Below are 13,590 nucleotides of genomic sequence, written 5' to 3'. Positions count from 1 at the left end.
TCAGCTGGCACGGTCGTGGCGGACCTCGCCCCCCGCCGGGCGATGCAGCCAGCCCCCTCGATGGGGGAGCCATGAGAGCAACGCCGCCAACATGCAGACCTCGCAACGGCAGATCGCCGCACCACCGGGACCGAACGAGCTCAACTCGATCAAGCACCACCTGCTGGACGACACCCAGGCCATGCCAACTTCACGGCCGCCCCACGCCGTTGGGTTCGTCGAGCGGGTCGTTTTCCCGGCGCACCTGCCTCGCTTTCTCCAGCGAGGGCTCCGCTGCGGGTACCGCCATGTGCGCCGCCTATTCGGGTGCCTGTGGGCCCATCAACGCATCTCGCGTGCGGGCCGGCGGCATACCTCTGGCGAGCACACACCGACCGAAGGAGACGCTCGTGCGTGCACCTACCCTGCTGGCCGCCACCGTTCTGGCCGGGACCGTTCTGCTCGGAGGCGCGGGCCAGGCCCTTGCCTACGACAGCGACGACATGAGTAACGCCGGAGCTGGTTTCGGAAACAGCTCTCCGGCCATGCCTGGTCTCGACCAGGGCGACTCCGGCTTCGGCCAGGGCGCGTCCACTGCCGGCCAGGGCGCGTCCGGTTCCGACCAGGACGAGTCCGGCTTCGACCAGGACGCATTCGGATTCGACCAGGACGAGTCCGGCGTCGACCGGGGCATCGGTCACTGACGGCTGCTGGGCCGCGCTTCCTCCCCTGCCCCGTATCGCGAGCATCGCGGTACGGGGCAGGGGGTTTCGCGGAGTACGGTTCCCGTTTCTTGCGGCTCGGCAGCCTGGCGGCTCGGCGAACAAATAATCGGTTGCCTGTCGGCGGCGGTCGTGGATGCAATGGCCGACATGATCACCCAGGGGCGCCCGCCACGGCGAGATGAGACGAGTCCGCACCCATCGTCACCTGGGACACGGCGGGCTGACGGCTCATCGGTCCGGGTCGGCGCTCTCGTTCCGCTGACTCGGCCTGGCTGGGTCGAGGCGGGTCGACACCTGCTGGCCGGACTCGAGCTGGCCGTTCACGACGTCAACGACGCCGGCGGGATCGACGGAAGGCCACTTGAGCTGGTCGTCCGGGACACCGCGGCCGATCCGCAGCAGGCCGCGGCGGCCGTGGACGAGTTGGCCAGCCTTGGCGTCGCCGCCTTGGCGGGCGAGTATCACAGCGTCGTCGCTCGCGCCGCCGCCACCCGGGCCGACGCCCTCGGCCTGCCGTTCCTCTGCTCGTCAGCGGTGCTCGACGCGCTCACCGAACAGCCGACGGAATGGGTCGCGCGTCTCTCCCCGCCGCAGTCCCGGGGCTGGCAGATCTACGCGGACTTCCTCCTCGGCGCGGGTCACCGTCGCATCGCCGTAGCAACCCAGCCGAGTGTCTACTGGGCTTGTGGGACCCGCATTCTGCGGGACCACTTCGCCGCACACGGCGGCACTGTCACCGAACTCGACATGAGCGCGCTGACACCTGCGGCCGTGTGCGACGCACTCGTCGACCGGCGCGCCACAGCCCTCCTCCTCCTGGTCGGTCACCCGGAGCCGGCGGTGTCGATCGTCCGGTCCGTACGCCGCGACCACCGCCTCGCCGACGTCATGATCGGTGCTCCGGCCGGGCAGCCGGAGTTCCCCGAGTGGGCGACGTCGCTGGGCCACGCCGGCGCGGCGATCCCGTTCCTGCGCTACCTGCCCGAGCGCCTCAGCCCCCTCGGCGCACGAGTCGAGACGGCCCTGCGCGAGCGGCTGGCCGAAGCGCCCTCCTTCGTCGCCTTCGAGGGCTACGACACGGTCGCCGTCCTGGCCGAGGCACTGCGTTCGCACGGCGTGGACCGGGCCCGCACGGCCGAATCCTGGCCGGACGTCGAAGTCGAAGGCACCCGCGGGCGGATCCAGTTCTCCCGCATGCCCGGCATCAGCGTGTGGCAATGGACGCGCACGCCCATCCAAGTCGTTGACCGGGACCCGGCGGAACCCGATCGCTTTCGGATCCTTTTCTCCAGTCCGCCAAAGGTGCGGAACAGAACATCCTGATGCCGGTCTCATCGTTGAGCCACGCATGAAGATCATCGCTGCCGCCGCACTCGCCGGTGCGGCCCTCCTCACCGCCGCCGTCCCCGCCTCAGCAGACGACGGGCCCATCGACTTCGGCATCTTCCAGGGCGTCAACGACACCACAGGCTCAGCATCCACCGGCTCGAGCCCGAACTGGAGGCAGACAGACAGCGGGTCGGGCGGCACCGTCCCGAAGTCGGCCCTGGAAATGCTGGTGGCCGACCTGGCGGCACCCAGCCAGCAGTGAGAGCCGGGAGGCACAGGTCCGGCTTGCGGCCACGGCGAGTGCGCCGCCGCCACTGACCGCCTGCGGCCCGGGCCGCTCCGACGACGGGTACGCCGGGGACCGTGCGGCGAAGTACGAGCGGGTCGTCAGACGGTCCTCGGCGGCGGCATTCCCTGGTCGTGACTTTGGCCGGGCGGCGGCATTTGTCCGATCACCAGGAAGTGATCACGTTCGCCCCTTCGACGAGAGCCCCCATGAACACGCCTCTCAACCTCGCTCACGCCTACGAGACCGACAACAACCCGCTCCTCTCCGTACTGCACTCCCTCGGCTGGGGAAGCCTCCTCAACCTCGGCTACTTCACTCCCCTCACGCTGCCCCGCCTCACCGGCGGCCTGGCGTCCTTCCAGGAGGAGCTCGTCAGCCGTTCGCTCGCCCTGCTGCGCATCCGGCCGGGCGAACAGGTTCTCGACGTCGCCTGCGGCACCGGCCACACCACCCGCCGCATCGCCGAGCAGGGCGCCTTCGCCACCGGCATCGACCTCTACCCGCCCCATGTGGCGCAGGCCGTCCAGCGGCACGGTGACCACGGCCGCACCCGTTTCCTCCAAGCCGACGCCACCGACCTGCGCGCGAATCCGTCCTTCGGCGACGCCGAGTTCGACAAGGTGCACTGCCTGGAGGCCGCGTTCCACTTCGGTCCCGAGGGCCGCCGCGCCTTCCTGGAGGAGGCCTACCGTCTCCTCAAGCCCGGCGGCCGGCTCGTCCTCGTCGACTTCGCCTGGGCCACCGGTGACCCCACCGAGATCAACGCGGCCGATCCCGGCCGTGTCGTCCGCGACACGTGGGCGTTCGAGGAGTTCGAACCGCTCGTCCGCTACATCCGTCACGCCATCGACATCGGATACCGTCCGTGCCGTGTCCATGACTGGACCCGCCCCGTCACCCGACGCTTCATGACCCTCGGCTTCCTTGGCGCCAGGCTGGCCCTCACCCCCGCCGGGCGCCGGCTCCTGGGCCGGCTGCTGCCCCCTCTGAAGGATCTGACCCACGCTCAGTGGCTCTCCCTCTCCAGCGTGGTTCTGGCCCACGTGCCCGTTCAGCGCGCCAGCCGGTACGTCGCGCTCGTCCTGGACAAGCCGGTCCGCGGGACGTGACGGGCGCACGCGTCGCAGGGCGGCCGGTCGGCGGCCGACGGGCGGGGCGATTACCCGAAACAGGCCGAGTCGCTCCTTCAGTACGACGCCGACGTGGCGGGTGTGATGCGCTGCGACTGGGCCCGTATGCGCGGTCTGCTGCGCCTGACGGCCGCCCCGCGCCTGGCCGGGCTGATTCCCGCCGGCGGTGCCGCACAGGACGGCCGGGAGGAACTGCTCCGCCGGCTCCGTCAGCTGCCGCCCGACGAGGCGCTGACCCTGCTCACCGAGAGCATCGCCGCGCTGATCGCCGAGGTGCTGGAGATGGAGGCCGCGGACATCGACGTTCACCGGCCCGGTGGACTCCCTCGGCCTGGACTCGCTCAGCGCGGCCGAGCTGCTCGTCAAGCTCCAGCAGGGCTTCGACATCGAGATCCCGCCCATGGAGTTGATGCGCAGCGCTCGCGGCACCATCGCGGAGCTCGCCCAGGCGGTCCACCTGCGCCTCGACCTGGCCCACAGCGCGGAGTGCGCGCCGGACCAACTGGCCCTGGAAGCCGAACAAGCGGAGCACTTCGAGGAGGCAGTCGTGCTGCCCCGTCAGGCGGGCTCCTCCTCGGGCGGTCCGGGGGCGACTCCTGCGGATCACCGGCTCCCCGTTGCCGGTGATCCGCGGAGTGACGGGGGCAGTTGGCCATCCACACCGTGACAACTCCCAGTTGAGGCCATCCAGGCCCAGCAGGAGGCGCTGGGCCTCGGCGTCATCGTCGCCGAGCCGGCGCGCTCGCGAGCACGGTCGGTCCGACCGGGCCTCGCACCTGATCTGGTCTGTTCGTGATGCCGGACAACGCACAGGGCCCGCCCGCGCAGTGCGCGGACGGGCCTTGTGATCGAGCGCTGGGCAGGCCTTGCACCTGCATCTCCCCGCAGGAAGCGGGGCGTCTTTCCTTGGACCACCAACGCAGCACCAGCCACCCTGAGTTGCGGCGACCAGCTCGTGATCGACTTTACCGTATGCCGACGACTCCTCCGCCCCGACGGGACGGGGCATGCGCGGCACTCCGCCAAGGATCAGGACGTCCGGTCGTGGTGGTCCAGCAAGCGGGTGAGCAACTGCACGAACTGGTCGCGTTCGGCCGGACTCAGCGGGGCGAGCAGTTCGTCGTGGAGGTCGTCCAGGACCTTGTCGAGGCGGCGTAGGTGACGGCGGCCTCGGTCGGAGATCGTGATGATGTTGCGGCGCTGGTCGTCGGGGTCCGGCGCCCGCTCGACGAGGTGACGCTCGGCGAGTTCGTTGAGCACGCCGACCATGTCGCTGCGGTAGATGCCGGTGCGCCTGCTCAGCGTCGCCTGGCTGCCGGGCCCGTGATCCTGCAGTGAGGCGAGCACGGCGTAGTGCCACTTGCGGGCGTCGACATCGGCCAGCCCTTCGTTGATCAGCCGGTCCGACCGCGTGGACAGCTGCGACAACAGTCGGCTCGCCTGTCGACGCAGCCTGTCGGGCGCCTCGGACGCGCTGTCATCGGGCACGTCCGCGGCGCCAGCTCTGGTCATGGCGCCAATCTTACTCATTGCGTTAGTCCCACTAACAATATACGTTCAGTGATGCAGACACCATTAGTGCGACTAACGCTGGTTGAGCGAACTACAGGAAGGAAGATTCGTCATTCCCACCAAGACGCTGCAGATTCCCACCCCTGACGGTCAGGCCGACGCATTCGCCGCCTTCCCCGACGGCGGCGAGCGACACCCCGGGGTCCTGCTGTACACCGATGCCTTCGGCGTGCGGCCCGAACTGGAGGAGAGGGCCCGCGAACTGGCCGGGCACGGCTACTACGTGCTCGTCCCCAACCTCTACTACCGGCACGGCCCGGCACCGGTGGCCGAACTTCCCGAGCACATCGGAGAAGAGATCAGGCCCGCGGTCATCGCCCGGCTGATGCCCCTGCTCGAGGAGCACACGACCGAACGGATCCTGCGCGACGCCGACGCCTACCTCGAGTTCCTCACCACTCGGCCCGAGGTCGGCACCGGACCGGTCGCCGTGATGGGCTACTGCATAGGTGGCGCCCTGGCGATGCGCACCGCGACGGCCCACCCCGACAAGGTGGCCGCCGTCGCCGGATTCCACCCCGGTTTCCTGGTCACCGACTCGCCCGACAGCCCGCACCGCCTCGTCTCCGAGCTCACCGCCGAAGTCCACCTCGGCCTCTCCGCGAACGACATGCCGCCCGAGGCCCTCGTCGAACTCCATCAGGCCCTGGATGCCGCAGGCGTCCGCTATACGTCCGAGACCTACCCCGGCACAGTCCACGGCTTCACCATGTCCGACACCGACGCCTTCAGCGCCTCCGGGCTGAAGCGCCACTGGGACCGCCTGCTCCCCCTCCTGGACCGCACTGTGGCCGGCAACTGAATCTCCGGCCCGGAACGCAGGGCTGAAGCATCCGGTCCCGTCGAATCCCCGGCGTATCGCGGATATCCACTCCCTGGGCCAAGCCCCTCCCATAACCTCGTCAAGGGAAAACGCCAGATGCCACAGGTATCCACTTTGAGGAGGCGATGTGCTCGGACGGGGCATGCGGTTGCTCGCGGGAGCCATGACCGTGGCCTTGATGGTGCTCGTCGGTCCCAGTGCCCCGAGCGGTGCCCTCTCCGCCAGGCCACTGCCCGACGACGCCGTCCGGGATGTCGTACCGAACCGGGTCATGACGTGGAACATCTGCAACCCCTGCGAGGCCAGTAACGTCGACCGGGCAGCGGAGATCGCCACGTTTGCGCCCCAGGTCATCGGCCTGCAAGAAGCGTGCGTGGGTGACGTCGAAAGGATCCGGAACTATCTGGAGGGCCTTTACGGGCTCGTTTACCAGGTCGAGTACGGGACGGTTCTTCAGAGTTGGGGCCGCTGCGGAGGCGTTCCGTGGAGTCCGGGGGCCTTCGGCCAGGCGGTCCTCTCGGCGGCACCGATGACGGACCACGTCAGTGTGGAATACCCCGACGGCGGATCCGAGGACCGCGGCTACATGGCGGTCACCACCACTGTGGGCGGTCGATCCGTCCGGGTCTTCAACACCCACCTCGCCCAACGACGTCAAGAGGCGGTCCGAGCAGACCAGACGGCCGTACTCGCCGCAGACGTCGCCCGGTACGACCGCGCAATCGTTCTCGGCGACTTCAACGCCGTCCCGTACGCCCCCGAACTCTCCGAGATGTGGGCACTGGCCGCGGACACAGACCCCCAGTGCCGTCCCTCCTCCGCCGGCACCTGCACGCCGACCACCGACTGGCACAGCAAGTTCGACTACGTCTTTCTGCGGGGCATCACTCCCCTCAGGCACCATGTGCACCCGACCCCGTACTCGGACCACCACATGCTGCACACCGACCTCGGCCCAGCATGAAGTGGGCCCTCCCTGACCGACTGGATCGGTAACCCCGAGAGCGGTTGTCAGGAGATTCCGGGAGGCGGATTCCGCTCGTGCCGAAGTCGACCCGGTAGCGGAAAAGCATTCTCTTCTCGCACGTTTGTCATGCGGGGGTGCTCTGCGTGTTTCGTAGCGGTGCCGTCTGTGGTGCGCGACGATACGGAACGCCGACACATCACAATCATCGGCATTGCGCGTGGAAACCCCGAGACAGAAAGAAGGACGGACGTGTCCGGCAGCGAAAGCGAAAACCCAGCAATCGCCTCCCCGACCCCCACGCCGACTCGGCCCAGGACAAACCGGGACTGGTGGCCGAATCAGCTGGACCTCCAAATTCTCCACCAGCACTCGTCCCGCTCCAACCCGATGGACGAGGACTTCGACTACGCGGATGAGTTCGCGACCCTCGACCTCGACGCGCTGAAGCGGGACGTCTTCGAGGTGATGACGGCGTCGCAGGACTGGTGGCCTGCCGACTACGGCCACTACGGGCCGCTCTTCATCCGGATGAGCTGGCACGCCGCGGGCACGTACCGTGTCGCCGACGGCCGGGGCGGTGGCGGCAGCGGCGCTCAGCGCTTCGCGCCCCTCAACAGTTGGCCGGACAACGCGAGCCTCGACAAAGCCCGCCGTTTGCTCTGGCCGGTCAAGCAGAAGTATGGCCAGAAAATCTCCTGGGCCGACCTTCTGGTCTTCGCCGGCAACTGCGCCATGGAATCCATGGGGTTCAAGACCTTCGGATTCGGCTTCGGGCGGGAGGATATCTGGGAACCCGAGGAAATCTTCTGGGGACCCGAGGACACCTGGCTCGGAGATGAGCGCTACAGCGGCGACCGGGAACTCGCCACTCCCTTCGGTGCCGTGCAGATGGGACTGATCTACGTCAATCCGGAGGGGCCCAACGGCAACCCGGATCCGATGGCCGCCGCCCGCGACATTCGCGAGACGTTCGGGCGCATGGCGATGAACGACGAGGAGACGGTCGCGCTCATCGTCGGCGGCCACACGTTCGGCAAATGTCATGGCGCCGTCGACCCCGCGTACATCGGCCCGGAACCCGAGGCGGCCTCCATCGAGCAGCAAGGCCTCGGCTGGCGGAACACGTACGGCAGCGGCAAGGGCGCAGACACACTCACGAGTGGACTGGAGGGCGCCTGGACTCCCGAGCCGACCAGGTGGGACAACGGGTACCTGGACACCCTGTTCCGGTACGACTGGGAGCTGACGACGAGCCCCGCCGGCGCCAAGCAGTGGACTCCCACGGACCCGTCGGCCAAGGACACGGTGCCCGATGCCCATGATCCGTCGAAGCGGCACGCTCCCATGATGCTGACGACGGACCTCGCGCTGAAGCTGGACCCGGTCTACGGCCCGATCTCGAAGAGCTTCCACGAGAACCCGGACAGGCTCGCGGAAGCGTTCGCCAAGGCGTGGTACAAGCTGTTGCACCGCGACATGGGGCCCGTCACCCGCTACCTCGGCCCGTGGGTTGCCGAGCCGCAGCTGTGGCAGGACCCCGTCCCCGAGGTCGATCACGAACTGGTCGCGGACGAGGACATCGCCGCCCTCAAGAGCAGGATCGTCGCCTCGGGGCTGTCCGTCTCCCAGCTGGTCACCACCGCTTGGGCGGCCGCGGCGAGCTTCCGCGGCACCGACAAGCGTGGCGGGGCCAACGGGGCGCGGATCCGCCTCGCACCGCAAAGGGACTGGGAGGTCAACGACCTGCCCGAGGTGGCCGAGACGTTGCAGAAGCTGGAGCAGATCCAGCAGGACTTCAACGCCTCCGATGCCGGCGGAACGAAGGTCTCGCTCGCCGACCTGATCGTCCTGGGCGGGTGCGCGGCCGTCGAGCAGGCCGCGAAGAACGCCGGGTACGACATCACGGTCCCGTTCGCGCCGGGGCGCACGGACGCCTCGCAGGAACAGACCGACGTGGAGTCGTTCGCCGTGCTGGAACCCAGGGCCGACGGGTTCCGCAACTACCTCCGGGCCGGAGAGAAGCTGTCGCCGGAGACCCTCCTGCTGGACCGGGCCAACCTGTTGACGCTGACCGCTCCCGAGATGACGGTGCTCGTCGGCGGCATGCGGGCCCTGAACACCGGCTTCAAGCGATCCCCGCACGGCGTGTTCACGCACCGGCCGGAGACTCTGACCAACGACTTCTTCATCAACCTGCTCGACATGGGCACGGAGTGGAAGGCGTCGGCTTCGGACGAGAACGTATTCGAAGGCCGGGATCGCGCCACGGGCGAGCTGAAGTGGACCGCCACCGCGGTCGACCTCATCTTCGGTTCACACTCCCAGCTCCGCGCGGTCTCGGAGGTCTACGCGTCCCAGGACGCGGGAGAGAAGTTCGTGCGTGACTTCGTGGCGGCGTGGGACAAGGTGATGAACCTCGACCGGTTCGACCTCAGCTGAACGAACCCGAGGTCCCGGCAGGGGAAGTGACGCGGATCGCACAGACCTCCGCGGCGCTCCTGTGGCGGGCACGCGTACTCCACCCCCAGCACGCGTGCCCGCCGCCCAGGGCACCACTCGGTACGCGGTATCCGCATGCAAGGGGCGGTTCCATCTCAGCGCGCGTCGGCAGGCTTCAGCGTTTGCCAGGCGGAGTCGAACACCCTGGTAAAGGTGCGCAGCTTCGGGTCGTCGCCGGCCAGGCCGGCGCGGGCGGTGCGGGTGCGCTCCCAGTACCGGCGCCCCTCCTCCCCGGCCAGAAGCGTCGAGGCGTGGGCGCGGAGCTGCTGCTGGGACAGGGCGCCGATGCACCACTGCAGTTCCCAGGCGGTCAACTGCGCCTCGAAGAACAGGTGCCGGCGGGCCTCTCCGGGCTCCGAGCCGGTGAGCTCCGGCCCGGCCACGGCCAGAGCCAGCTCCGGGTCGGCCGCCGCGGCCTTCAGCAGGTCCGCCTGCGTCTGCAGCACGGTGGCCCGCAGAGTCTCCCGGTGCTGCTCACGGAGCTGCACCACGCCCATCAGCAGAACGGCCACCACGGCAGCCAACAGCAGGGCGAACAGGATCGGCACAGCAACTCCCCCCGGAGCAACAGCAGTTGGCGCCGATGCTCCACCGCGCCCGTAGCGACAGCAAGGTCGGCCCGGCTTCCTTCCCTGAATCCTCACAACCGCATGCGCCGACCGGAGGTGCAGGGGACGGCGCGACCACTCCGGCTCGCCCCGGGCGCCGAGTCGCGCCGCTACGAACACACATCCGAGCGGTGAGTCAGACGATCGGCTCGAGGGGTTCGATCTCCGGGAGCTCCGGCAGGGTGGGAAGGCTGGGGTATCCCGGATAGCTGCTCTCGCTCACGACGTAGGTGCAGTTGGTGTACGTGTATCCGGGATCGATGCTCATTCCGTCGGCCTTGTTCGTCACGTCCTCCGCGTCCTCGTCGGCGTACTTGATGAGGGTGTGATAGTTGCCTGCGGGCAGGTTGAGGTAGCTGGTCGGGTAGTCGATCCCACTGTTCGAGCAGGCGGTGCTCTGGGCCTCCGACTCGCTGGAGTACTCGGTGCAGTCGGCGCACGCCGGAAGGTAGATGCTGCCGGTGACGGGGCCGGTGTAGAGGAACTCGACCGCGGTCGGGGCGTCGTTGCTGATCTCCATGGGCATCTTGGAGCCGCCCGGAGCGCGGGACGGCGGCAGTTTACGGCCCGCCTCGGGCCGTTCCTCGGCGATCTCCGCGGCGATGGCGATCTGCCGGGCGCGCTTCGCGTTCTTGTTGTCCTCGTACTTGTCGGCGAAGTCGTTGAGTGTCTCCGCCGCCGCGCCGAACTTGTCGTCCTCGAACTCGTCCACCCCGCAGGCGTAGACGCCGGACTCCACCGCGTTGACGGCGTCCGTGCGCAGTCCGTCACCGGGGGCGCCCGCGGGCAGGTCGACCATGGTCCGGCTGATGGCCTGCAATTCCTCGCCCGCAGGGCAGGGGTCGTCGCCCTTGAGCGCCTTGGACCGCTTCGCGATCTCCGCGCTGACGGCGGGTTCGACCTTGGCGGCCTGCGCCGAGTCGGGGAACGTCCGCAGGAGCTCGGCCAGCGCGCCGCCGTTCGCATCCGCTTCGGTCACGGCGTGGGAGCCGAGGTTCGTGATGCCGCACTCGTAGAGCGAGGTGGCCAGCGGCTCCTCGGGCCACTCGGCGAGGGAGCCGAGGCGCATGGCGCCCGTGGTGTTGGGCACGTTCCACAGATAGCGCAGCGGTGCGAGGGCCTCGCAGTACTCCTTCTCGCGGTAAGGCGCGGCGACAGTGTCGTAGAACCGGTCGAGGCGGTCGGGGATGCGCTGGGCGGCCCGGGTGCCGGGGTGGTCGTAGCTGAGTTCGCGGTAGGCCTTCAGTGCCCGCTCGTAGTCCTCCTTGGCCTCGGCGAAGCCGTCCCGCCGCGAGGCGGCGGTGACCAGGCGGTCCGTCTCGGCGAGCCGGTCGAGCAGCATCTGCTGGTACGCCTCTTCCCGCGCCGCCTCGTACCCCACCGCCCCACCGGCCGGTACGGCTAGCAGTACGAGCCCGAGCCCGGCGGCGACCGTCGACCGCCACGGCACCGTCAGCCGCGTACGGCGTGCCAGCCACGCCCCGTGGACCGCGGCCGACACCAGAACGAGGACGTACGCCCACACCGCGCCGTCCGGCAGCCCGTCGGGATCTGCGGGCAGCGCGGCCACCAGCAGGCAGCCGGTCGCGATCCAGCACAGGGCGGCTTGCGGCCAGCGCCGCAGGAGCACGTACCCGAGCCCGAGCCCGCCGAGGTTGAACAGCCCGGCTGCCGCGGCCCGCCACGGGTCCGGCGGCGCGGTGTCCTCGGGCTCTTCCGGCAGCGTGTAGGTCAACCACTCGGAGCTCGGCGGCTCTACGGCCGGCGCGCCATCGGGCAGCAGGGGCGGGAGCGACGACGGGGGGTCGGGCGGCGTGGATTCAGGGCCACCCGGCGGCTCTCCCGTGCCACCGACACCGTACGGCTCTTCGGACCGGTGCATACCGACTCACTCCCCCAACTGCCGTGCAGACAGGACAACTTGCTCTCTCACAGTTCCCCCATGTTCCGGCGGGCGGTTGGGGAGGGGTCCCGAACGCATGGAAGAACGGGCCGGGTGACTGCGCGTTTTGTGGTTACCCGCCCGGTATGGCGAAGCTCATGAAGCTGGGGCACGGACGCGAGGACGCCCGCCATGCCCGGGGCCGCCCACACGGCCCGGTGTCCGACGAGCAAGAACGCCGGGTCGATTCGCAAGGCGGCGCGGGCGGGCCGGAGCGGTTCGGGCCGGGTCCGGAGGTGGAGCGCAGGGAGCCGGATGCTCCCACCGACCTGCCGAGGGCCTCGTGGCGGGCGGCGCTGCGCGGCACGTTCAAGGAGTTCAAGGAGGACGAGCTGACCGACCGTGCGGCAGCCCTGACCTACTACGGCGTCCTGTCGCTGTTCCCCGCGCTGTTGGTGCTGGTTTCCCTGCTGGGCATCGCCGGCCAGTCGGCCGCGAAAACGGTCCTGGACAACGTCCACCAGCTCACGCCGGGGCCCGCGCGCGATGTGATCCGCAACGCGGTGCAGCAGCTGCAGGACAACGCCGGCACCGGGTCGGTCATGGCGATCGTGGGCCTGGCCCTGGCCGTGTGGTCGGCGTCCGGCTATGTGGCCGCGTTCATCCGCACCTCCAACGCCGTCTACGACATGCCGGAAGGCCGCCCGGTGTGGAAGGTGCTGCCGCTGCGGCTCGCCCTCACCGTCGTGCTGATGATCCTCGCGGTGGTCAGTGCCCTGATCGTGTTCTTCACCGGTCCCCTGGCCCGCCGCGCCGGCGACGTGCTCGGTGTCGGCGACACGGCTCTGGCCGTGTGGTCGATCGGGAAGTGGCCGGTCCTGGTGGTCCTGGTCGCCGTCATGATCGCGATCCTGTACTGGGCCGGCCCCAACGCGAAGATCCGCGGCTTCAAGTGGATCACCCCGGGCAGCTTCCTGGCCCTGACGATCTGGATGATCGCCTCCGCCGGGTTCGCGTTCTACGTGGCGAACTTCGCCTCGTACAACAAGACCTACGGCACCTTCGCCGGGGTGATCGTCTTCCTGGTGTGGCTGTGGATCACCAACCTCGCGATCCTGCTGGGGCTGGAGTTCGACGCCGAGACCGCCCGGCAGCGCGCGATCGCCGGTGGGTACCCGCCGCAGGAGGAGCCGTACGTCGAACCGCGCGATACCCGCACATGGGACGGTGAAGACCGGCGCCGCTTCGTGTGAACACGGGTGGTCGTCGCGGCCGGACCGGTGTTCCGGACCAGTGATTACGAGTGACGCATGACGAGCGAGAAGGAGTGACGACGTAGATGAGCACGCTCACCGCATGGGAACGGGCTCTGGAGCGCGTAGAGGGAGCTCTGGTGGCGCAGATCTTCCCCAGGGAACCGGTCGAACTGGTGGGGGCGCTGCGGCGTGAATGTGACAGCAACGCCGTGGTGTGCAGTCAGCGGCGGGTGGTGGTCCCGAACGCGTACGACGTGGAACTCGCCGAACACGTCCACGACGAACTCAATCCCAACGAAGGCCAGGTTGCGCAGGTTCTCACCGACAAGCTGGCACGACACGGCGAGCACAAGGGGTACGAATGGGCCGGCCCGCTGACCGTGCACGTCACCAAGTCCCGCGACGTCCCCAACGGCCGTTACCGCGTGACGAGCACCGTGATGTCCCACATCAGCGCCGGCGGGTTCCGGACCTCGGACAACTGAGGCTTCCAGACGGCGGGATTTGCTGCCTCGCTGGGCCCTGGCTCGG

13 protein-coding genes are annotated in these 13,590 nt (G+C 69.1%); 10 read left to right on the top strand and 3 right to left on the bottom strand.

The features are described 5' to 3' along the window. Positions 1-389: 389 nt before the first annotated feature. The 5 genes from ACIREI_RS02515 (at position 390) to ACIREI_RS02495 (ending at position 4,119) form a co-directional block, all read left to right on the top strand. On the top strand, positions 390-683 hold the full coding sequence (locus ACIREI_RS02515; protein WP_403326513.1) for a hypothetical protein: 294 nt from the start codon (positions 390-392) through the stop codon (positions 681-683). A gap of 159 nt (positions 684-842) precedes the next feature. Next, positions 843-2,027, top strand: a complete 1,185-nt coding sequence (locus ACIREI_RS02510) for an ABC transporter substrate-binding protein (protein ID WP_403326511.1) — start codon at positions 843-845, stop codon at positions 2,025-2,027. Between the two features lie 25 nt (positions 2,028-2,052). Further along, on the top strand, positions 2,053-2,295 hold the full coding sequence (locus ACIREI_RS02505; protein WP_403326509.1) for a hypothetical protein: 243 nt from the start codon (positions 2,053-2,055) through the stop codon (positions 2,293-2,295). Between the two features lie 233 nt (positions 2,296-2,528). Further along, positions 2,529-3,431: a class I SAM-dependent methyltransferase gene (locus ACIREI_RS02500; RefSeq protein WP_403326507.1), complete on the top strand. Its 903-nt coding sequence runs from the start codon at positions 2,529-2,531 to the stop codon at positions 3,429-3,431. A gap of 337 nt (positions 3,432-3,768) precedes the next feature. After that, positions 3,769-4,119, top strand: coding sequence for an acyl carrier protein (locus ACIREI_RS02495; RefSeq protein ID WP_403326504.1), 351 nt, complete (start codon positions 3,769-3,771; stop codon positions 4,117-4,119). 362 nt (positions 4,120-4,481) lie between these two features. Here ACIREI_RS02495 and ACIREI_RS02490 read toward each other — a convergent pair whose 3' ends face one another. Next, positions 4,482-4,964: a MarR family winged helix-turn-helix transcriptional regulator gene (locus ACIREI_RS02490; protein ID WP_403326501.1), complete on the bottom strand. Its 483-nt coding sequence runs from the start codon at positions 4,962-4,964 to the stop codon at positions 4,482-4,484. Positions 4,965-5,076: 112 nt separating this feature from the next. Between ACIREI_RS02490 and ACIREI_RS02485 the strand changes: the two genes are divergently transcribed. The 3 genes from ACIREI_RS02485 to katG all read left to right on the top strand — a co-directional run bounded on the left by ACIREI_RS02485 (position 5,077) and on the right by katG (position 9,253). Continuing rightward, positions 5,077-5,826, top strand: coding sequence for a dienelactone hydrolase family protein (locus tag ACIREI_RS02485; RefSeq protein ID WP_403326873.1), 750 nt, complete (start codon positions 5,077-5,079; stop codon positions 5,824-5,826). A gap of 184 nt (positions 5,827-6,010) precedes the next feature. Continuing rightward, a complete protein-coding gene (locus ACIREI_RS02480; protein ID WP_403326498.1) occupies positions 6,011-6,811 on the top strand; it encodes an endonuclease/exonuclease/phosphatase family protein in 801 nt (266 codons plus the stop codon). A gap of 252 nt (positions 6,812-7,063) precedes the next feature. Continuing rightward, entirely contained in the window at positions 7,064-9,253 is a 2,190-nt protein-coding gene (gene katG / locus ACIREI_RS02475) for a catalase/peroxidase HPI (protein WP_403326496.1), read from the top strand. A gap of 155 nt (positions 9,254-9,408) precedes the next feature. Here katG and ACIREI_RS02470 read toward each other — a convergent pair whose 3' ends face one another. Then, positions 9,409-9,861 (bottom strand): DUF6082 family protein, encoded by a 453-nt coding sequence (locus ACIREI_RS02470; RefSeq protein ID WP_403326493.1) that lies wholly within the window; start codon positions 9,859-9,861, stop codon positions 9,409-9,411. 196 nt (positions 9,862-10,057) lie between these two features. Next, on the bottom strand, positions 10,058-11,803 hold the full coding sequence (locus ACIREI_RS02465) for a hypothetical protein (RefSeq protein ID WP_403326491.1): 1,746 nt from the start codon (positions 11,801-11,803) through the stop codon (positions 10,058-10,060). A 146-nt stretch (positions 11,804-11,949) separates the two neighbouring features. Here ACIREI_RS02465 and ACIREI_RS02460 point away from each other — a divergent pair, with 146 nt between their 5' ends. Further along, complete coding sequence (locus ACIREI_RS02460) at positions 11,950-13,056, top strand: YihY/virulence factor BrkB family protein (RefSeq protein ID WP_403326488.1); 1,107 nt, start codon at positions 11,950-11,952, stop codon at positions 13,054-13,056. A gap of 86 nt (positions 13,057-13,142) precedes the next feature. Further along, positions 13,143-13,544: a DUF3662 domain-containing protein gene (locus ACIREI_RS02455; RefSeq protein ID WP_403326486.1), complete on the top strand. Its 402-nt coding sequence runs from the start codon at positions 13,143-13,145 to the stop codon at positions 13,542-13,544. The last annotated feature ends 46 nt before the right edge of the window (positions 13,545-13,590 follow it).

The organism is Streptomyces sp. NPDC093591 (assembly GCF_044764885.1).
Classification (GTDB): Bacteria; Actinomycetota; Actinomycetes; order Streptomycetales; family Streptomycetaceae; genus Streptomyces.
Note: the sequence above shows the minus strand (reverse complement) of the source record. Positions and strands in the feature narration are given on the sequence as shown.